Source organism: Rhizobium sp. KNZ2-6A (assembly GCF_056755475.1).
Map to the genome: position 1 here is coordinate 240,992 of NZ_JBNDIC010000001.1, position 18,081 is coordinate 259,072.

The window sequence follows — 18,081 nt, forward strand, 5'->3', positions numbered from 1 at the left end:
CATCGACGGTCGATCTCCTCGACACCCTTTGCGAATTGGAAGGCTGGAATTGCGAGACAACAAAGAGATAGAGCCTTCAGTGATTCCGTGAAAAGCCGAACCGCTCTAAGCAATGCAGCTACATCTCAAATTCAATAAAGGAATTACTCTATGATTTCCCTGAGACCGATGCGGGACGGCGAGTTTCCAGCTTATCTCGAATATTTTATTCCCGATTATGCATCCGAGATCGCCTCTAACTACCGGCTTTCCGATAGTGAATCTCTTGCACAAGCGAAACGGGAAATCGCGTCTGACCTGCCTGACGGCGTCAATACGACCGGCCACATCTTGCTGTGCCTGGTCGATCCGATCGAAAGCCCTGAAAAGGTTATCGGGTACCTATGGTACAAGCAGGACTTGACGATGCACACGGCATTCATCAGCGATTTTCACATCTTTCCCGCTTATCAAGGTCAAGGCCTCGGAAAACAGGCCTTGGACGTTCTCGAAACCGAGCTGAAATACAAAGGTTTTCAACAAATAAAGCTCCGAGTGGCTGACGACAACAAACGCGCCAGGCATGTTTATGAAGTCATGGGCTTTCGGGTAACCGGAATCAACATGAGCAAGCCACTCGTGTCGAAGTGAACCTGGGTCATTTCACCCCTGCCGAAACCGTCTTGCTGTCGAAGGTTGCGCGCAAAAATGCCGGTACCGCGGTGGCGATACCGGCCTGGTTGTCGTTCCTGGGCGACGCGGCAATCAATAGCCTTCGGCAAGTCCCGAGCCGGCGCGGCTGTCCATGGCGCCATTATAGCGGGCGCCTCCGCCCTTGGCGATGTCGCCGAGGCTCTTGCCGCCCACGAGGATGCCGGCCGCCTGGCCCCAGATCGGCCAATCGTCGTCGACCTGAACCTTGTAGCCGATGCCGGTCAGAAGCTTGATCGTATCCGGCGAAAGCGCACGCGGCTCCATATAGATCTTGTCCGGCAGCCATTGATGATGGATGCGCGGCGCATCGATGGCTTCCTGAATATTCATGCCGAAATCGATGACGTTGATGATCGCTTCGAGCGTGATGGTGATGATGCGCGAGCCGCCGGGGCTCCCGATTACCATGAAGGGCTTGCCGTCCTTGGCGATGATCGTCGGGCTCATGGACGACAGGGGTGTCTTCTTCGGTTGGATGGCATTGGCTTCGCCCTGCACCAGTCCGTAGAGATTGGGCACGCCGGGCTTGGAGGTGAAGTCGTCCATCTCATTGTTCAAAAGAATGCCCGTGCCGGGTGCGACGACGCCGGCGCCGAAGGAGCCGTTCAGCGTGTAGGTGACGGCAACGGCATTGCCGTCATTGTCGATGATCGAATAATGCGTGGTCTCATGGCTTTCGCCGAGGCCCTTGGGCATCAGATCCTTGGAAACGCCGGCCTTGTAGGGGTCGATGCTGTCGCGGATCTTCTGGGCATAATCCTTGTCCAGCAGCTTGGTGACGGGATTGTCGACGAAATCTGGATCGCCGAGAGCCGAGTTGCGATCGACATAGGCATGGCGCATGGCCTCGACCATGAGGTGTACGGTATCGGCCGAGCCGTAGCCGGTATAGGAGAGTGGATAGCCTTCCAGCACGTTGAGGATTTCGCAGATGATGACGCCGCCGGAGGAGGGTGGCGGCGATGAGATGATCTCGTAGCCGCGATAGTCGCACTTCACGGGATCGAGTTCACGGACCTTGTACTGCTCGAAATCCTGTGTGGCGAGAATGCCGCCCTTGTCCTGGCTCGCCTTGACGATGGCGTTGGCGACCGGTCCCTTGTAGAAGCCATCAGGCCCTTGGTCCGAAATGCCTGATAGTGCGTTGGCGAGATCCGGCTGCAGCAGCTTGTCGCCCGTCGCAAAGGGCTTGCCGTCTGACTTGGTGAAGATCGCGGCGGTGGCCGGATCGCGCGCGAGCCGATCCTTGCTCTCGTTGAGCTCGGCGGCATCGGCCTGGTTCAGCGCGAAGCCTTCCCGGGCGTAGCGGATGGCCGGCGCCATCAGATCCTGGCGGGATTTCGTGCCGTATTTTTCGCGGGCGGTCTCGAAGCCCATGACCGAGCCGGGAACACCGACAGCGAGATAGCCATTGGTGCTGGCTCCTTTGACGATATTGCCCTTGTCGTCGAGATACATGTCCTTCTTGGCTGCAAGAGGGGCACGTTCGCGGAAATCGAGGAAGTCCGTCTTGCCGTCTCGCATGCGGATGGTCATGAAGCCACCGCCGCCGATATTGCCGGCGGTCGGGTAGACCACCGCGAGCGTGTAGCCGACGGCAACGGCGGCGTCGACGGCATTGCCGCCGTTTTTCAATACCTGCACGCCGACATCCGTGGCCAGATGCTGCGCCGTGACCACCATGCCGTGTTCAGCCTCGACCGGAGGTGGCGCGGCGGCTCTGGCGGTGACGGAAAAGAGGGCGAATGTGACAAGGGTCACCGAAGATATCGCCCGCTGGCGGAATTGGCGCATGATGATGCCTTTCGCTGTCGTATCTATGGAAAATGGCTCGCAAATGAAATGGAGCCTAGCGCGGAAATGGCGATATCCGCTGTCACGTTTTTTTAATGAAGGCAGCGTGACCCGTCAGTGATCCAAACTATGTTGTATTTGCACAACAACGGATAAGTTCGTTCTTCCTTCCGCGCAAAAACTTGCTTTGCGCTTGCAATGTTTCGCTTATTAGTTAAGTCTACTTTAGTCGATAATCTATCGAAGCCGAAGTATTGCGTGGAGGATGATGATGCCCGTCACGAAACTTGAGCAGTGGAAGAGCGAGCGCAAGATCAAGGCAAAGCCGCTCGTCATTGCTGAAAAGATGCCCGTCATCGAAATCGAATGCGCCCATTGCAGCAGGCACTTCTTCCGATGGTCATCGATGGCGGCCGTCTACTGGCGCTGCGACGATTGCATCGCAATCGTCTGATCCCATCTGCTCTTAACCGTTACACGATCAGGATAGCGCGGAAGTCGTTGACATTCGTTCCGGTCGGGCCAGGCACGAAGAGATCGCCGATCGCGTTGAAAGCCGTCCAGGCATCGTTGTTCGCAAGTATCTCGGCTGGCACTATTCCGGCTTTGCGCAGCCGCGCTACGGTGCTCGCATCGGCAAAGGCGCCGGCATTGTCCTCGCTGCCGTCGATGCCGTCCGTGTCCGCGGCCATGGCGTGAATGCCGGTATGGCCGTCGATATCGATCGCCAGCGACAGAAGGAATTCCGAGTTTCGGCCACCCTTACCCTTGCCCTTCAGCGTCACCGTCGTCTCGCCGCCGGATAGCAGCACGATCGGTTTGGCGAAGGGACGGCTGCGATGCAGCACCTCGCGCGCGATGGCGGCATGGACATGCGCGGCTTCGCGGGCCTCGCCCTCGATAGCGTCGGAAAGTATGGCCGCTTCGATACCGGCCGCGCGCGCTACCTCAGCCGCTGCCTCCAGAGAGACGCCGGCGGATGCGATGATATGGACCTCATTGCCGGCAAAGCGCGGGTCGTCCGGACGCGGTGCATCGGCTTCGACCTTTTCGATATGAGCGAGAACGGCCGGCGGCAGTTCGATGCGGTAAAGGCGAATGAGATCGAGCGCTTCGGCGCGTGTGCCGGCACCCGGCACGGTCGGGCCGGAAGCGACCAGCGCCGGATCGTCACCGGGAATGTCCGAGACGACGAGGGAGATGACCTTGGCCGGATGGGCAGCGGCGGCGAGCCGGCCGCCCTTGATGGTCGACAGGTGCTTGCGAATGACGTTCATCGCCGAAATCGGCGCGCCGGAGGCAAGCAGCGCCTTGTTGACGGCGATCTCGTCGGCAAGGCTCAATGAGCCGGCCGGCGAAGGCAGCAGCGCCGAGCCGCCGCCTGATATCAGCGCGATCACCAGATCGTCGGCTGTCAGGCCCTCGACGAGTTTCAGAAGTCGGAGGGAGGCGGTCAGGCCTGCTTCGTCCGGCACAGGGTGGGCTGCTTCGATGATCTCGATCTGGCGGCAAGGAGCGGAGAAGCCGTATCGCGTCACCACCAGACCTTCCAGCGGGCCATCCCAGCATTGTTCCAGCGCGGCGGCCATTTGGGCGGAGCCCTTGCCGGCGCCGACGACGATCGTCCGGCCCTTGGGCTTGGCAGGCAGATGCGCGCGGATGCCGGTCATAGGATCGGCGGCGCGAACGGCGGCATCGAACAGAGAGGTAAGGAAGGCGCGAGGATCGGAAACGGTCATGTCGAATTGCCTGTCTGCTAGCGCGTTTGTACGCAATTCCGGACGGAAAACCGCTACGCACTTTTCCTGGAATTGCTCTGAGAGCCTGTAACCATTTGGTGGCTTAACTGGTTGGAAGACGCAAGGGGCGGGAACCGCAATTGTGCCCGGCAGCATGAATCCCTATGTTGAAGAAAAGAGTTCTGACGCTTTATTCCAAGGATTTTCGACATGGCCGAATTGAAAGTGAAGACGAGGCAGACGGGCGCCACCGCCACGGTCGGCCGCACGGGGTTTCCGCATGTGACGTCGGTGACGGGCGGCGAGATCGACATCGTCACCTCGCCGTCGCAGCCCGGCTTCAACCCGCTCGACCTGCTCTATTCATCGCTATCCGCCTGCCTGGTCCTGAGTGCCCGTATGGCGGCGAGCAGCCTCGGTGTGCTCGACAAGCTGACTGAAGTGACCGCCGTCGTGACAGGCGAAAAGGCGACCGAAGGGCTTTCCCGCGTCGAGAAATTCAACATCGCCTTCACCATCAAGGGCGATTTCGGCGACGAGATCCGCAACGCGATCGCGCACGCCGCCGAAGACGAGATCTGCACCGTGAGCAACACGATCCGCGGCAATCCGCAGTTTTCGACGGTGATTTCGGAGTAGTCGCTAAAGCCCCTCATCCGCCCTGTCGGGCACCTTCTCCCGGTTTTGACGGGGAGAAGGGGATGGCCGCGCCATCGCCGTTCCCTCTCTCGCGCAAAGTTGGGCGAGGGCACCGAGGTCGCTCCCTCTCCCCGTCAAAACGGGGAGAGGGCGGGGTGAGGGGCCTCTTTCGTTATTTCGCCGGAAACTCAAACCTATCAAGATAAGGCCCAAGTTCCGGATCGATATCCACCTTCACGGCATTGTTGTAGATCGCTGTTGCGATCATGATCCCTGCGAAGGCGACGAGATTGGCAAGCGTCGGCTCGTCATAGCGCGCCTTCAGCCGCGCCCAAATCCCTTCGGGAATCGCGTTGGAATCCCTGACGATCGCCTTGCCGAATTCGATCAACAGGGCTTCGTCTTCGCTCGGTACGATCGTTTCCGGCGTCAGGCCGGCATTGATCAGCGCGCGCCGAAAGAAGCCGACCGGGATGATCGAGCGGCATTCGAGCGCGATGGCGTGGCAAAGTAGCCAGACGGCGCGATCGTCCAGTGCCGGACGCAGCTCCTCGCGCAGCGGAAACCATTCCGCATAGATGCGATGCGCCACCGGCGAATGCAGCAATGTCCGCTTCATGTTCGTCATGCGGCCGCGCAGCTGCACCTCGCGATCATGCTCGGCGCGCACGGCGTCGGAAGCGGTCTCGTAGTCGATCGGCGTGATATGGCTCATGTCAGTTTCTCTTACTGCGCTGCTTCGGGCGTCTTCTTGAAGAAGCGGTTTTCCGGGCGCGGTAGGCCGAGGTGTTCGCGCAACGTCGTGCCTTCATAGTCGCGGCGGAAGATGCCGCGGCGCTGCAGCTCTGGAACGACGCGGGTGGTCACGTCAAGCAGGCCCTGCGGCAGGAAGGGGAAGACGACATTGAAACCGTCGGAGCCTTCTTCGTGCAGCCATTGCTCCATCTCATCGGCGATGCTCTCAGGCGTGCCGACGAAGGCTAGGCCGGCATAGCCGCCGAGGCGCTGGGCAAGCTGGCGCACCGTCAGCTTTTCTGCTTCTGCAAGGGCGATAACGCGTTCGCGGCCGCTCTTGCTGGCATTGGTTTCCGGGATGTCCGGCAGAGGGCCATCCGGATCGAAGCTGGAGGCATCGTGCCCAAGCGCGATCGACAGGGATGCGATGGCGCTGTCGTAATGGACGAGGCTGTCGAGTTTCGCCCGCTTGGCCTTCGCCTCCTCGATCGTGTCGCCGACGACGATGAAAGCGGCGGGCAGAATCTTCAGGTGATCCGGATTGCGGCCGATTGCCTTCATCCGGCCCTTGATATCGGCAAAGATCGACTTGCCGTCGGCTAGGTTGCGGGGAGCCGCGAAGACCGCTTCAGCCGTTTCGGCGGCAAGCTGACGGCCGGCATCGGATTGCCCGGCCTGCACGATGACAGGCCAACCCTGCGGCGGGCGGGCGATGTTGAGGGGACCGCGGACGCTGAGTTCCTCGCCCTTGTGCCCAAGCACATGCATTCGTTCCGGATCGAAGAAGATACCGCTTTCGGCGTCATGGATGAAGGCATCATCGGCGAAGCTGTCCCAGAGGCCGGTGACGACATCGTAGAATTCGCGGGCGCGATGGTAGCGCTCGCCGTGCTCCATATGCTCTTCCAGGCCGAAATTGAGGGCGGCATCGGGATTGGATGTGGTGACGATGTTCCAGCCGGCACGGCCGCCGCTGATGTGATCGAGCGAGGCGAAGCGGCGGGCGATGTGATAGGGCAGGTCGAAAGTCGTGGAGGCGGTGGCGACGAGGCCGATCCTCTCGGTGACGGCGGCGAGCGCCGAAAGCAGGGTGAACGGCTCGAAGGAGGTCACGGTGTGGCTACGCTTCAAAGCCTCGATCGGCATATTGAGAACCGCCAGGTGATCGGCCATGAAGAAGGCGTCGAATTTCGCCCTTTCCAGCTCCTGCGCGAAGCTCTTGATATGCTGGAAATTGAAGTTGGCGTCCGGATAGGCGCCGGGATAACGCCAGGCACCGGTATGCAGGCTGACGGGACGCATGAATGCCCCGAGCTTTAATTGCTTCTGTTCGGTCATCGGCTCTCTCTCGAAAAACGTCAGGCTGTCACGACGTCGAAACGGCACTGCCAGCGAAATGATGTACTACGACGTAGGCGTGCCGACCGCGCATTCAAAGAGCCGGTTTCATTTATTTGATCGCTTTCGCGGAATATTCATCCGGCCGGCATTTCCGCGCTGTTCTGTCCGGCAAAAACCTTGATCAGCCAGTCTATGAAGACGCGGACCCGTGGCGAAAGCTGGCGGCTGCGCGGATAGAGCATCGAGACCGGCGTTCGCGTCGGTGGATATTTTTGGAGGACATGGAGCAGCTCACCCGATCGTAAGGTTTCCTCCACGTGATAGCGCGGAACCTGGATCAGGCCGAGGCCGAGCTTGGCTGCGGCGAAGTAGCTCTCGGCCGCATTGACGGAGATGGTGGCCGGCAGGGTGATCTCGCGCACTACGCCATCGATCTGGAATTCCAGCGGTAGCAACCCGCCGGTTGCCGACGAGCGGAAGCCGATCATGCGGTGGCCGTCGAGCATGTCCGGATGGGTCGGCATGCCGAAGCGTTCGACATAGGCAGGTGCTGCAAGCGTCACTTCTTCCAGCATCGCGACACGGCGGCCGATCATGTCGCTATCCTGTAGCGCGCCGACGCGCAGCACGCAGTCGATCCCTTCGCGGATCAGATCGACGAACCGGTCGCCCTCGGTGATCTGCAGTTCGATATCGGGATAGGTTTCGAGGAAAGAGGGCAGGTTCGGCAGCACGAAGTGCCGGGCGAGCGTTCCATGCACGTCGACGCGCAGCACCCCCTTCGGCTTTGCACCGGCAAAGGCGCCTTCGGCATCCTCGATATCGGAGAGGATGCGCAGGCAGCGCTGATAATAGGCTTCGCCATCGAGCGTTGGGCTGACATGCCGCGTCGTACGCTCCAGCAGGCGCACGCCGAGCCGGGCTTCGAGCTGCTTGATCGCATCCGTCACCGTCGAGCGAGGCAGGCCGGTGTCTTCAGCCGCCAGCGTGAAGCTGCGCCGTTCCACGACCCGGCAAAACACGCGCATGGCGTCGAATCTGTCCATATTATTTGTTCGCTAATTTCGGATAGTGATGCCGATTAATGGCTGATTATCCGCCGCATGAAAAGGGGCATTTTCTCCTCATCGAAAGGCGCTGCGGCGCAAAGCAACGAAGGATGAGGAAATGAGCAGCAATTCCAACAAGGTAGCGATCGTCACCGGCGCATCCCGCGGCATCGGCGCCGCCATTGCCGAACGTCTGGCCGAAGATGGCTTCACCGTCGTCATCAACTATTCCGGCAGTGAGGCTGCCGCTGAGGAACTCGCCCGCAGGATCGGAGAAAAGGGCGGCAAGGCGCTGACCGCGAAAGCCGATGTTTCCGATGCCGAAGCCGTGCGCCACATGTTCGATGCGGCTGAGGCAGCCTTCGGCGGCGTCGACGTGCTGATCAACAATGCCGGCATCATGCAGCTCGCCAAGATCGCCGATGCCGACGACGCGCATTTCGATCGCCATATCGCCATCAACCTCAAGGGCACGTTCAATACGCTGCGCGAAGCCGGCAAGCGCCTGCGGGACGGTGGCCGCATCGTCAATTTCTCGACCAGTATCGTTGGCCTCAAGCTCGAAACCTACGGCGTCTATGCCGCCACGAAGGCGGCGGTCGAGCTTATGACCGGCATCATGGCGAAGGAGCTGCGCGGCCGCGCGGTTACCGTCAATGCGGTTGCTCCCGGCCCGACGGCCACCGATCTCTTCCTCAATGGCAAGAGCGACGAACTGATCGACCGCATGGCCAAGATGAACCCGCTGGAGCGCCTGGGCACGCCGCAGGATATCGCCGCCGCCGTCTCCTTCCTCGTCGGCCCGGACGGCGGCTGGATCAACGGTCAGACGCTGCGCGCCAATGGCGGCATGATCTGAGCCAACGAGGCGGCAGGTGATGCCTGCCGCCGACCTCCCCCTGACCTCAGCAACAGCCAATCTCAAAGGAACAGGATCATGAGCAAGCAAGTCATCGTAATCACCGGCGCATCGAGCGGTTTCGGCGCTCTGACAGCACGCGCTCTCGCCAAGGCAGGCCACACCGTCTATGCCGGCATCCGCGAAACCCAAGGTCGCAATGCGGCGCAGGTTGCGGCAGCGGCGGCATTTGCGAAGGAGAACGGCGTCGATCTCCGGACCGTCGAACTCGATGTCGCATCGGATGCCTCCGTCGAAACGGGCATTGCCACCGTTATCGCCGAGCACGGCCGCATCGATACCGTCATCCACAATGCCGGCCACATGTCCTTCGGTCCGGCCGAAGCCTTTACGCCGGAGCAGTTCGCCGAACTCTACGACATCAACGTGCTCAGCACCCAGCGCGTCAATCGTGCCGTGCTGCCTCATATGCGCAGGCAAGGGAAAGGACTGGTCGTCTGGGTCTCCTCATCCAGCACGCGCGGCGGCACGCCGCCGTACCTCTCGCCTTATTTCGCAGCCAAGGCGGCCATGGATTCGCTCGCCGTTTCCTACGCTTCGGAGCTGACACGCTGGGGCATCGAAACCGCCATCATCGTGCCGGGTGCCTTCACCAAGGGGACGAACCACTTCGCCCATTCCGGTTCGCCGGCCGACAAGGCTCGTGCCGCCGAATATGACAATGGTCCCTACGCCGGCGTTCCCGATCAAGCATTGAAGGGTCTCGCCTTGCTGGAACCGGCGGATGCCGATGCCGCATCGGTGGCGACCGCGATCGTCGAAGTCGTCGACATGCCGTTTGGCACGCGCCCCTTCCGTACCCATATAGACCCTTCCGAGGATGGTGCGGAAATCGTCAATGGTGTTGCCGATCGTGTGCGCGCAGAACTTTTCCGGCGCATCGGACTGGAGGATCTGCTGAAGCCCCATATCCAGGGCTGAAGCTTCGTCGTCACCCTTCCAGCGTGTCAAATCGCCGCTTCTCTGCCACAGGAGCGGCGATGACTTACGTTCGTCGAAACTATTTTGTGCAGTACGGCATTCCAAGCGTACACGTTTCGTACTAAAGCGAATCCTTCAGAGGGTCGGGAGATATCCATGGACGCGAAGGACATTGGCGAAATTGCCAGCTGGCTTATGCAGGCCGGCCTCAAGGGAATGACGGAAGTCGATATCCTCTCGGGCTTCTGCGAGCAGTGCCGTCTGCATGGCCTGAACCTTGATCGGGCCATGGCGCTGATGGACACGCTGCATCCGGTCTATGAGGGCCGCGCCTTCCGCTGGGACGGCAATCAGGTGATCGAACGTGAGTTCGAATATGGCCCGTCGCATCAGGGGATCGCCTCCGAAAACTGGCAGCGTTCCGCCTTCTATCACATGTTGACGACCGGTGACGACGAAGTGCGCCGACGGATCGGCTTTGGCGAACCCACGGATTTCTACGGGCTCGATACGCTGCTGGCAGATGGTCACACCGACTATATCGCGATGGTACACCGCTTCGAAGAGGGCGGCACGATCGGCGAGATGGATTGCTTCTATTCCAACTTCGCCACGGCAGCGGAAGTGGGCTTTCCGGACGAAGATTTGCGCGTGCTGCGCAAGCTGACGCCGGCTCTGGCACTGGCGATCAAGTGCACCGGCATGAGCCGCATTGCCCGTACCATTGCCGAGGTCTATCTCGGGGAAGATGCGGCCCGGCATGTGCTCGAGGGCAAGATCACGCGCGGTAAGACCGAGCGGATTTCGGCGGCGCTCTGGTTTTCCGATCTCGCCAACTACACGCGCATTTCGGATACGGCCGAACCGGATGAAATCATCCCCATGCTGAATGCCTATGCGGATGCCGTTATCTCCTCGATCCACGAGGCGGGCGGCAATGTGCTGAAGCTGATCGGCGATGGCACGCTGGCGATCTTCAAAGCCCGGAATTCCGCCGATGCCTGCGCCGCCGCGCTGATGGCGGAATCGCTGCTGCGCCAGCGGCTGCGCGACCTCAACTCGCAGCGGCAGATCGAGGGCAGGCCTGTGACGGAGGTCTATCTCGGCCTGCACATCGGCGACGTCTTCTACGGCAATATCGGCAGCATGGACCGGCTGGATTTCACGGTCATCGGGCCGGCTGTCAACGAAGTCAGCCGTATCGCCTCGATGTGCCGGTCGGCCGATCGCAACATCCTGATGTCGTCGAATTTCGTCGAGGCGCTGTCGGGCCAGCAGAGCAACGACCTCGTTTCCGTCGGCCGTTACGCGCTGCGCGGCGTCAAGCGGCCGCAGGAACTGTTCACGCTGCTATCTTCGGCGGCGTAGCCGCTTGATCTCTTTGTTTTTACGCAATTCCGGACGGAAAACCGCTGCGCACTTTTCCTGGAATTGCTTTAGCGGCGCCCGGCGGCAAACATCGGCCCGCCCTTGCTGGCGGGGAAACCGTAGCCGTTGATCATGACGAGGTCGATATCGCTTGCACGCGCGGCGATGCCCTCCGAGAGCAGCCGCTCACCTTCGTCGGCCATGGCTTTCAGCAGGCGGGCGACGATCTCGTCCGAAGTGAAGCTCTTCGGCGCGATGCCTTTCTCGGCGCGGGCGGCCTCGATCATCGTCGTTACTTCGGGATCAACAGTCCGTTTGCCATCGGGATAGGCATACCAACCACGGCCGGTCTTCTGGCCGAAACGGCCGGCTTCGCAGAGCCGGTCGGCGATGACGACGTAACGTTCCGCCGGATCGCGTGTCGTGGCTTGACGCTTGCGACGCGCCCAGGCGATTTCGAGCCCCGCCATGTCGAAGACGGCGAACGGCCCCATTGGAAAACCATAAGCCTCCAGTGCCGCGTCGATCTCCTGCGGTAGCGCACCATCCTCGACAATGTATTCAGCTTCGCGGCGATAGGCGGAAAAGATGCTGTTGCCGATGAAGCCTTCGGTGACGCCTGAGATGATCGGTAGCTTGCCCAGCCGCTTTGCGAGGCCGAGGACTGTCGCCATTACGTCGGGTGCGGTCTTCTTGCAGTTCACCACTTCCAGCAGCCGCATGATGTGCGCCGGCGAGAAGAAGTGCAGGCCGACGACCCGCTCGGGCCGCTGTGTTGCTGCAGCGATCACGTCCGGGTCGAGATAGCTCGTATTGGTCGCGAGAATGGCATCGTCCCGAACGATGGTATCGAGCCGTTGGAACAGCTCGGTCTTGACGGTGAGATCGTCGAAGACGGCTTCGATAACGATATCGGCCTGCGCCAGCTCCTGCATATCGGCGGTGACCGTCAACCGACCGAGACGATCCTTTCTGCCGGCCGCATCGAGGCGTCCGGTTTGCATTGCCTTATCGAGCAGGCCGGTGATGCGGTCGAGTCCCCTGTCAGCAGCTTCGGCGTTCTGCTCGACGCCAATGACGCGGTAGCCGCCGTTGAGCGCCGAGACGGCGATGCCCGATCCCATCAGGCCCGTGCCGACGATGCCGATGGTTTCGATCTTGCGCGGAGCGACGGTCTCCAGCCCCTCGACCTTGCCGGCGGCCCGTTCGGCGAAGAAGACATGGCGCAAGGCGGCGGCCTCGTCACTGTCACGGAGTTCGATGAAGGTGCGGCGTTCTTCCGCCAGCCCCTCTAAAAGGGGTGCGGTCGCGGCCAGGCGAACGAGGCGGACAGCCTCAGAGGGCGCGCGCTGGCCGCGCGCTTTGCGTAATGCGTCTGCTGCTGCCTTGTCGATGGCTTCGGCGGCTTCTGCGGGAAGCGCCAGCAATCCCGTGCGGCGCATGGGCGAGGTGACGGCGATTCGGGCCTCGGCGATCAGTTCGCCGCTGGCTACGCCATCGATGATGCCGAGTTTGAGCGCTTCGGCGGCGGAGACAATGCGGCCATTGGCGATCATCTCGATGGCGGCGGCGATGCTTGTCAGGCGCGGCAGGCGCTGCGTGCCGCCGGCGCCGGGTACGATGCCGAGCTTGACTTCCGGAAGGCCGAGCTTGGCTGCCGGCGCGGCAAGGCGGCGATGGCAGGCAAGCGCCACTTCCAGGCCGCCGCCGAGCGCGACACCGTTGATCGCGGCGATAATGGGTTTCGGAAAGGCTTCGATGCGGGAGATAACATCAGGTAGATGCGGCTCGATCGGCGGCTTGCCGAATTCCTTGATGTCGGCGCCACCGATGAAGCTGTTGCCCGCACCGGTCAGCACGATGCCGGCGACGGCATTGTCTTTCTCGGCGTGATCGAGCGCCGCCCTCAGGCCGCCCCTGACATCGGCCGAGAGCGCGTTGACCGGTGCGTTGTCTATGGTGACGACGAGAATCCCTTCGGCCAATGCCGCCGAGATGGTATCCGAAAAGCGTAATGCCGACATGATCTTATCAGCCTTCCGATATTATTCCGGGATGACGGCGGTCGCCTGAATCTCGATCTTGGCGCGATCCTCGACGAGGGCGACGACCTGCACGGCGGCCATGGCCGGGAAGTGCCGGCCGATAATTTCGCGATAGGCCTGGCCGAGACCTTTCAGATTGCCGAGATATTCTTGCTTGTCGGTGAAATACCAGGTCATCGAGGTGATGTGCTTCGGCTCGGCGCCACCTTCGGCAAGGATGGCGACGACATTCTTCAGCGTCTGGCGCACCTGCTCGACGAAATCGTCGCTTTCGAATTCGCATGCGGCATTCCAGCCGACCTGGCCGCCGACGAACACCATGCGGCCCGTCGCCGCCATGCCATTGGCATAGCCGATCGGCTTGGCCCAGCCCTCAGGTTGCAGGATGGTGTGCATCGGTCTTCTCCAGATGAGAGGTCAGTGCGGCGCGGAGATCATCCGGCCATTCAATGGATCTATGCGTATCGAGCGAGGTGGCGACGACGCGGTGTTTGGCCGTCCACAGCACATAGCCGTTTGACGAAACCTGATGTTCGAGATCGAGCGAGGAGCGGCCGACACCATGGATGGCAAGGACGAATTCGAGATCGTCACCCTGCAGGCCCGGCTTGATGAAGGTCAGATCGAGCCGTACGGTGGGGACACCGATGCGGCGGTCGTCGATCAGCTTTCGCCAGGAAAAGCCGATCGAGGCGAAATAGTCTTCCAGCACCCCGACGAGGATGTTCAGGTAGGAGGGGAAGTAGGCGATCCCGGAGGGATCGCAATCTCCGAAGCGCAGGGGTCTGGTGGTCTTGAATGCCAAGGCGGGCCTCAGTTCGAAAAAGCGGCGATGCCGGTGATGGCGCGGCCGAGAATGAGGGCGTGGATGTCGTGGGTGCCCTCATAGGTGTTGACCACTTCGAGATTGACGAGATGGCGGGCGATGCCGAATTCGTCCGAGATGCCGTTACCACCCAGCATGTCGCGGGCAGCGCGGGCGATATCCAGCGCCTTGCCGCAGCTGTTGCGCTTGAGGATGGAGGTGAGTTCCACAGGCGGATGGCCTTCTTCCTTCATGCGGCCGAGACGCAGGCAGCCCTGAAGCCCGAGCGTGATCTCGGTCACCATGTCGGCGAGCTTCTTCTGGATCAGCTGGTTGGCGGCGAGGGGACGGCCAAACTGCTTGCGGTCGAGCACATATTGGCGTGCCCTCGCATAGCAATCCTCGGCGGCACCGAGCGCACCCCAGGCAATGCCGAAGCGCGCCGAATTGAGACAGGTGAAGGGGCCCTTGAGGCCGGATACATTCGGCATCAGGTTTTCTTCGGGCGCGAAGACACTGTCCATGACGACTTCGCCCGTTATGGAGGCGCGCAGGCCCACCTTGCCGTGGATGGCGGGTGCGGACAGGCCCTTCCAGCCCTTTTCGAGGATGAAGCCGCGGATGAGGCCATCCTCGGTCTTTGCCCAGACGACGAAGACATCGGCGATCGGCGCGTTGGAGATCCAGGTCTTGGCGCCGGTCAGGCTGTAGCCGCCGTCGACCTTCTTCGCGCGCGTGACCATCGAGCCGGGATCGGAGCCGTGGTTCGGCTCGGTGAGACCAAAGCAGCCGATCCATTCGCCCGTCGCAAGCTTCGGCAGGTATTTCTGCTTCTGTGCCTCCGAACCGAAGGTCTCGATCGGCACCATGACGAGCGAGGACTGAACGCTCATCATCGAACGATAGCCGCTATCGACGCGCTCGACTTCGCGGGCGATCAGGCCGTAGGCGACGTAGCTGAGGCCGGCGCCGCCATATTCCGGGGAAATCGTCGGGCCGAGCAGGCCGAGCTCGCCCATTTCGCGGAAGATCGTCGGATCGGTCTTTTCATGACGGAAGGCTTCGAGCACGCGGGGCGCGAGCTTTTCCTGCGCGTAGGAATGCGCGGTATCCAGCACCATGCGTTCGTCGTCACTCAGCTGCTCCGTCAGCCGGAACGGGTCGGCCCAGTCGAAAATCTCGCGGCTCATGGTGGTATCTCCCATTAATTGGTCTTCAAAAGTTCGCGCGCGACGATGAGTTTCTGAACTTCGGTCGCACCCTCATAGATGCGAAGCGCGCGGATCTCCCGATAGAGTTTTTCCGTTATCTCGCCCGATTTCACGCCGCGCCCGCCAAAGAGCTGGACGGCGCGGTCGATCACGCTTTGTGCCGTTTCCGTCGCCGTCATCTTGGCCATGGCCGCCTCGCGCGTCGTCGGCAAGCGCTGCACGTCGCGGCGCCAGGCCGCCCGATAGGTGAGCAATGCCGCCGCGTCGATGCCGGTCGCCATATCGCCGAGGGCGGCCTGCGTCAACTGAAGGTCGGCAAGGGCAGCGCCGAACATCGGGCGTGTTCGCGCATGGGCAAGCGATTCATCGAGCGCCCGGCGGGCAAAGCCGAGGCCGGCGGCTGCCACCGAAGCGCGGAAGATATCGAGCGTGCGCATGGCGATCTTGAAGCCTTCGCCGGGTGCGCCCAGACGGCGCGAAGCGGGAATGCGGCAATTGTCGAAGCGGATCGTTGCCAGCGGATGCGGCGCAATGACCTCGATGCGTTCGGCAATCGAGAAACCGGGATCATCGGCGAAGACGACGAAGGCCGAGATGCCGCGGGTTCCCGGCGCTTCGCCGGTGCGCGCGAAGACGGTGTAGACATCGGCTATGCCGCCATTGGAAATCCAGGTCTTCTCGCCGTCGAGAACATAATGGTCGCCGTCCAGGCGGGCAGCGCAGCTCATGGCCGCCACATCGGAGCCGGCATCCTTTTCCGACAGCGCGAAAGCAGCGAGCCAATCGCCCGAGCGCACTTTGGGCAACACGGCCGAGCGCAATTCCGGCGAGCCGGACAGGCCGATGGCGCCGGTGCCGAGGCCCTGCATGGCAAAGGCGAAATCGGCAAGGCCGTCATGCCAGGCCAGCGTTTCGCGGGCGAGGCAGACCATGCGGGAATCGATCAGCGGTTCGCTGTCGGAAGACCCAGTGGCGGCGATCAACAGCCCGGCTTCGCCCAGCGCCTTGACCAGCTTCCGGCATGCGCCATCGACATCGGCGTGATCGATCGAAGCCATGACGCCGGACTTTGCGAAGGCATCGACTTCAGCGGCGAAATGGTGATGGCGCTCCTCGAAGAAGGGCCAATCCAGATGATCGCGGGTCGGGCCGGCGAGGCTGCTTGCCGTGGACATCCGCTCAATCCCCCTCGAATTCCGGCCGGCGCTTGGCGGCGAAGGCTTCGAAGGCGCGGCGGAAATCCTGCGTCGCCATGCAGACGGCTTGAGCCTGCGCTTCGGACTCGATCATTTCGTCGATTCCCATTGCCCATTCCTGGTTCAGCATGGTCTTCGTCATGCCATGGGCGAACCAGGGGCCGTCGGCGAGCGAGCGGGCGAGCTTGATCGCTTCGTTCTCAAGATCCCCGCTGGCGTGCAGGCCGTTGTAGAAGCCCCAGGCCTGTCCCTCCGCCGCCGTCATCGAGCGGCCGGTAAACAGAAGCTCGGCGGCCCGGCCCTGGCCGATGATGCGGGGCAGGATGCCGCAAGCGCCCATATCGGCACCGGCAAGGCCGACACGGGTAAAGAGGAAGGCCGTCTTGGCTTCGGGCGTCGCCAGCCTCAGATCGGAGGCCATTGCCAGGATGGCGCCGGCGCCGGCGCAGATGCCGTCGACCGCCGAGATGATTGGCTGTGGGCATTTGCGCATCGCCTTGACGAGATCGCCGGTCATGCGGGTGAAGGCGAGAAGCTCGGGCATCGCCATGCGGGTCAGCGGCTCGATGATCTCAAAGACATCGCCGCCGGAGGAGAAGTTGCCGCCGGCGCCGGTCAGCACGATGGCGCGGATATCCGATGCATAAACGAGGTCGCGGAAAAGGTCGCGCAGTTCGGCATAGCTGTCGAAGGTCAGCGGGTTCTTACGTTCCGGGCGGTTCAGGCGGATGGTGGCGACGCGGCTGTCTTCGCTGACTTCCCAGAGGAAGTGCTCAGGCTTCAAATCCTTGAAAGGCTTCAGATGCCCCTTCATCGTCATATCTAGATCGCTCATGGCGCTCAAATCTCCCCACCGGCAACCGCAATTGCCTGTCCATTGATCGACGCCGCAGCCGGCGAGGCCAGCCATAGCACGGTGTCGGCGACTTCTTCCGGCTTGACGAGGCGTCCCTGCGGATTGGATTTCGTGAACTCGGCAAGCGCCTGTTCGGCCGTGCGCCCGGTCTTGGCAACGATCGTCTCGATCGACCGCCGGATGATCGGCGTGTCGGTGAAGCCGGGGCAGACGGCATTGACTGTCATGCCGGTCTTCGCCAGTTCCAGCGCCAGCGAGCGGGTCAGGCCGACGACGCCATGCTTGGCGGCCACGTAAGCAGAGACGTAGCCATAGCCCTTCAGGCCGGCCGTCGAGGCGATATTGATAATGCGAGCGCCGGCGCCATGTGCTTTCAGGTCGGGCAGGGCTGCTTGCGTCACGACGAAAACGCCCGTCAGGTCGACTGAGAGGACGTGGTTCCAGGCCTCCAGGCTCGTCTTCTCGAAGGGCGTGCTCGGCGCTTCGCCGGCATTGTTGACAAGGATATCGACCGGGCCGAACTTTTCGCGCGCTTTGGCAAGGCCTTGCGCGACGGCATCAGGGTTCGTGACATCGAAGCCATCGACCACGAAAGCCTGCGCCCCGATCTCGGCGGCAACCGCGTCCAGCGGCTCCCTGCGGCGACCGGCCAGGCTCACGCGCGCGCCCTCGGCGGCGAGCGCCTTGGCGATCGCGGTGCCAATACCGCTACCGGCCCCGGTGACGAGGGCGTGGCGGCCGGCAAGTTTGCCCGAAGTCGTCATCTCGTC

Annotated in this window: 18 protein-coding genes; 6 read left to right on the forward strand and 12 right to left on the reverse strand. The window is 61.9% G+C overall.

The window, feature by feature from the left end:
* Positions 1-150 precede the first annotated feature (150 nt).
* On the forward strand, positions 151-630 hold the full coding sequence (locus tag ACPYOP_RS01190; protein ID WP_481408553.1) for a GNAT family N-acetyltransferase: 480 nt from the start codon (positions 151-153) through the stop codon (positions 628-630).
* 114 nt (positions 631-744) lie between these two features.
* On the opposite strand, the gene ggt is transcribed toward ACPYOP_RS01190, so the two are convergent.
* The gene (gene ggt, locus ACPYOP_RS01195; protein ID WP_481408554.1) at positions 745-2,487 is read right to left on the reverse strand and encodes a gamma-glutamyltransferase; all 1,743 of its coding nucleotides are present in this window, start codon (positions 2,485-2,487) and stop codon (positions 745-747) included.
* A 271-nt stretch (positions 2,488-2,758) separates the two neighbouring features.
* On the opposite strand from ggt, the gene ACPYOP_RS01200 reads away from it, so the two are divergent.
* On the forward strand, positions 2,759-2,941 hold the full coding sequence (locus ACPYOP_RS01200) for a hypothetical protein (RefSeq protein ID WP_481408555.1): 183 nt from the start codon (positions 2,759-2,761) through the stop codon (positions 2,939-2,941).
* A 19-nt stretch (positions 2,942-2,960) separates the two neighbouring features.
* Here ACPYOP_RS01200 and ACPYOP_RS01205 read toward each other — a convergent pair whose 3' ends face one another.
* Positions 2,961-4,226 (reverse strand): glycerate kinase type-2 family protein, encoded by a 1,266-nt coding sequence (locus tag ACPYOP_RS01205; protein ID WP_481408556.1) that lies wholly within the window; start codon positions 4,224-4,226, stop codon positions 2,961-2,963.
* A 210-nt stretch (positions 4,227-4,436) separates the two neighbouring features.
* Between ACPYOP_RS01205 and ACPYOP_RS01210 the strand changes: the two genes are divergently transcribed.
* On the forward strand, positions 4,437-4,865 hold the full coding sequence (locus tag ACPYOP_RS01210) for an OsmC family protein (RefSeq protein WP_481408557.1): 429 nt from the start codon (positions 4,437-4,439) through the stop codon (positions 4,863-4,865).
* A gap of 172 nt (positions 4,866-5,037) precedes the next feature.
* Here the strand turns inward: ACPYOP_RS01210 and ACPYOP_RS01215 are convergent, their stop codons facing one another.
* From ACPYOP_RS01215 to ACPYOP_RS01225, 3 genes are all read right to left on the reverse strand, one after another.
* Positions 5,038-5,580, reverse strand: a complete 543-nt coding sequence (locus ACPYOP_RS01215) for a carboxymuconolactone decarboxylase family protein (protein WP_481408558.1) — start codon at positions 5,578-5,580, stop codon at positions 5,038-5,040.
* Positions 5,581-5,591: 11 nt separating this feature from the next.
* Positions 5,592-6,938 (reverse strand): LLM class flavin-dependent oxidoreductase, encoded by a 1,347-nt coding sequence (locus ACPYOP_RS01220; protein ID WP_481408559.1) that lies wholly within the window; start codon positions 6,936-6,938, stop codon positions 5,592-5,594.
* Between the two features lie 137 nt (positions 6,939-7,075).
* Positions 7,076-7,987: a LysR family transcriptional regulator gene (locus ACPYOP_RS01225; RefSeq protein ID WP_481408560.1), complete on the reverse strand. Its 912-nt coding sequence runs from the start codon at positions 7,985-7,987 to the stop codon at positions 7,076-7,078.
* 121 nt (positions 7,988-8,108) lie between these two features.
* Here ACPYOP_RS01225 and ACPYOP_RS01230 point away from each other — a divergent pair, with 121 nt between their 5' ends.
* From ACPYOP_RS01230 to ACPYOP_RS01240, 3 genes are all read left to right on the forward strand, one after another.
* Positions 8,109-8,849 carry an SDR family oxidoreductase gene (locus ACPYOP_RS01230; RefSeq protein ID WP_481408561.1) on the forward strand — a complete coding sequence of 247 codons (741 nt, stop codon included), beginning with the start codon at positions 8,109-8,111 and terminating at the stop codon, positions 8,847-8,849.
* 78 nt (positions 8,850-8,927) lie between these two features.
* Positions 8,928-9,830, forward strand: coding sequence for an SDR family oxidoreductase (locus ACPYOP_RS01235; RefSeq protein WP_481408562.1), 903 nt, complete (start codon positions 8,928-8,930; stop codon positions 9,828-9,830).
* Positions 9,831-9,986: 156 nt separating this feature from the next.
* A complete protein-coding gene (locus ACPYOP_RS01240; RefSeq protein WP_481408563.1) occupies positions 9,987-11,198 on the forward strand; it encodes an adenylate/guanylate cyclase domain-containing protein in 1,212 nt (403 codons plus the stop codon).
* A gap of 68 nt (positions 11,199-11,266) precedes the next feature.
* Here the strand turns inward: ACPYOP_RS01240 and ACPYOP_RS01245 are convergent, their stop codons facing one another.
* From ACPYOP_RS01245 to ACPYOP_RS01275, 7 genes are read right to left on the reverse strand one after another with little or no spacing between them, the layout of a single operon-like run.
* Entirely contained in the window at positions 11,267-13,222 is a 1,956-nt protein-coding gene (locus ACPYOP_RS01245; protein WP_481408564.1) for a 3-hydroxyacyl-CoA dehydrogenase NAD-binding domain-containing protein, read from the reverse strand.
* A gap of 21 nt (positions 13,223-13,243) precedes the next feature.
* Complete coding sequence (locus ACPYOP_RS01250) at positions 13,244-13,639, reverse strand: RidA family protein (protein WP_015340927.1); 396 nt, start codon at positions 13,637-13,639, stop codon at positions 13,244-13,246.
* Positions 13,617-14,048, reverse strand: coding sequence for an acyl-CoA thioesterase (locus ACPYOP_RS01255; RefSeq protein WP_481408565.1), 432 nt, complete (start codon positions 14,046-14,048; stop codon positions 13,617-13,619). Before ACPYOP_RS01255 ends, ACPYOP_RS01250 begins: the two co-directional genes overlap by 23 nt.
* A gap of 8 nt (positions 14,049-14,056) precedes the next feature.
* Positions 14,057-15,238 carry an acyl-CoA dehydrogenase gene (locus ACPYOP_RS01260; RefSeq protein ID WP_481408566.1) on the reverse strand — a complete coding sequence of 394 codons (1,182 nt, stop codon included), beginning with the start codon at positions 15,236-15,238 and terminating at the stop codon, positions 14,057-14,059.
* Between the two features lie 14 nt (positions 15,239-15,252).
* On the reverse strand, positions 15,253-16,434 hold the full coding sequence (locus ACPYOP_RS01265) for an acyl-CoA dehydrogenase family protein (protein WP_481408567.1): 1,182 nt from the start codon (positions 16,432-16,434) through the stop codon (positions 15,253-15,255).
* Between the two features lie 4 nt (positions 16,435-16,438).
* The gene (locus ACPYOP_RS01270) at positions 16,439-17,290 is read right to left on the reverse strand and encodes an enoyl-CoA hydratase family protein (protein ID WP_481408568.1); all 852 of its coding nucleotides are present in this window, start codon (positions 17,288-17,290) and stop codon (positions 16,439-16,441) included.
* Positions 17,291-17,295: 5 nt separating this feature from the next.
* Positions 17,296-18,075, reverse strand: a complete 780-nt coding sequence (locus ACPYOP_RS01275; protein ID WP_481408569.1) for an SDR family NAD(P)-dependent oxidoreductase — start codon at positions 18,073-18,075, stop codon at positions 17,296-17,298.
* Between the last annotated feature and the right edge of the window lie 6 nt (positions 18,076-18,081).

Bases quoted from the DNA above. Each gene is read 5' to 3' on its own strand.
- ACPYOP_RS01215 (WP_481408558.1), bottom strand. From the start codon at position 5,580: ATGAGCCATATCACGCCGATCGACTACGAGACCGCTTCCGACGCCGTG.
- ACPYOP_RS01260 (WP_481408566.1), bottom strand. From the start codon at position 15,238: ATGAGCCGCGAGATTTTCGACTGGGCCGACCCGTTCCGGCTGACGGAG.
- ACPYOP_RS01210 (WP_481408557.1), top strand. From the start codon at position 4,437: ATGGCCGAATTGAAAGTGAAGACGAGGCAGACGGGCGCCACCGCCACG.
- ACPYOP_RS01230 (WP_481408561.1), top strand. From the start codon at position 8,109: ATGAGCAGCAATTCCAACAAGGTAGCGATCGTCACCGGCGCATCCCGC.
- ACPYOP_RS01270 (WP_481408568.1), bottom strand. From the start codon at position 17,290: ATGAGCGATCTAGATATGACGATGAAGGGGCATCTGAAGCCTTTCAAG.
- ACPYOP_RS01250 (WP_015340927.1), bottom strand. From the start codon at position 13,639: ATGCACACCATCCTGCAACCTGAGGGCTGGGCCAAGCCGATCGGCTAT.
- ACPYOP_RS01240 (WP_481408563.1), top strand. From the start codon at position 9,987: ATGGACGCGAAGGACATTGGCGAAATTGCCAGCTGGCTTATGCAGGCC.
- ACPYOP_RS01235 (WP_481408562.1), top strand. From the start codon at position 8,928: ATGAGCAAGCAAGTCATCGTAATCACCGGCGCATCGAGCGGTTTCGGC.
- ACPYOP_RS01190 (WP_481408553.1), top strand. From the start codon at position 151: ATGATTTCCCTGAGACCGATGCGGGACGGCGAGTTTCCAGCTTATCTC.
- ggt (WP_481408554.1), bottom strand. From the start codon at position 2,487: ATGCGCCAATTCCGCCAGCGGGCGATATCTTCGGTGACCCTTGTCACA.
- ACPYOP_RS01200 (WP_481408555.1), top strand. From the start codon at position 2,759: ATGCCCGTCACGAAACTTGAGCAGTGGAAGAGCGAGCGCAAGATCAAG.
- ACPYOP_RS01220 (WP_481408559.1), bottom strand. From the start codon at position 6,938: ATGACCGAACAGAAGCAATTAAAGCTCGGGGCATTCATGCGTCCCGTC.
- ACPYOP_RS01245 (WP_481408564.1), bottom strand. From the start codon at position 13,222: ATGTCGGCATTACGCTTTTCGGATACCATCTCGGCGGCATTGGCCGAA.
- ACPYOP_RS01225 (WP_481408560.1), bottom strand. From the start codon at position 7,987: ATGGACAGATTCGACGCCATGCGCGTGTTTTGCCGGGTCGTGGAACGG.
- ACPYOP_RS01205 (WP_481408556.1), bottom strand. From the start codon at position 4,226: ATGACCGTTTCCGATCCTCGCGCCTTCCTTACCTCTCTGTTCGATGCC.
- ACPYOP_RS01265 (WP_481408567.1), bottom strand. From the start codon at position 16,434: ATGTCCACGGCAAGCAGCCTCGCCGGCCCGACCCGCGATCATCTGGAT.
- ACPYOP_RS01275 (WP_481408569.1), bottom strand. From the start codon at position 18,075: ATGACGACTTCGGGCAAACTTGCCGGCCGCCACGCCCTCGTCACCGGG.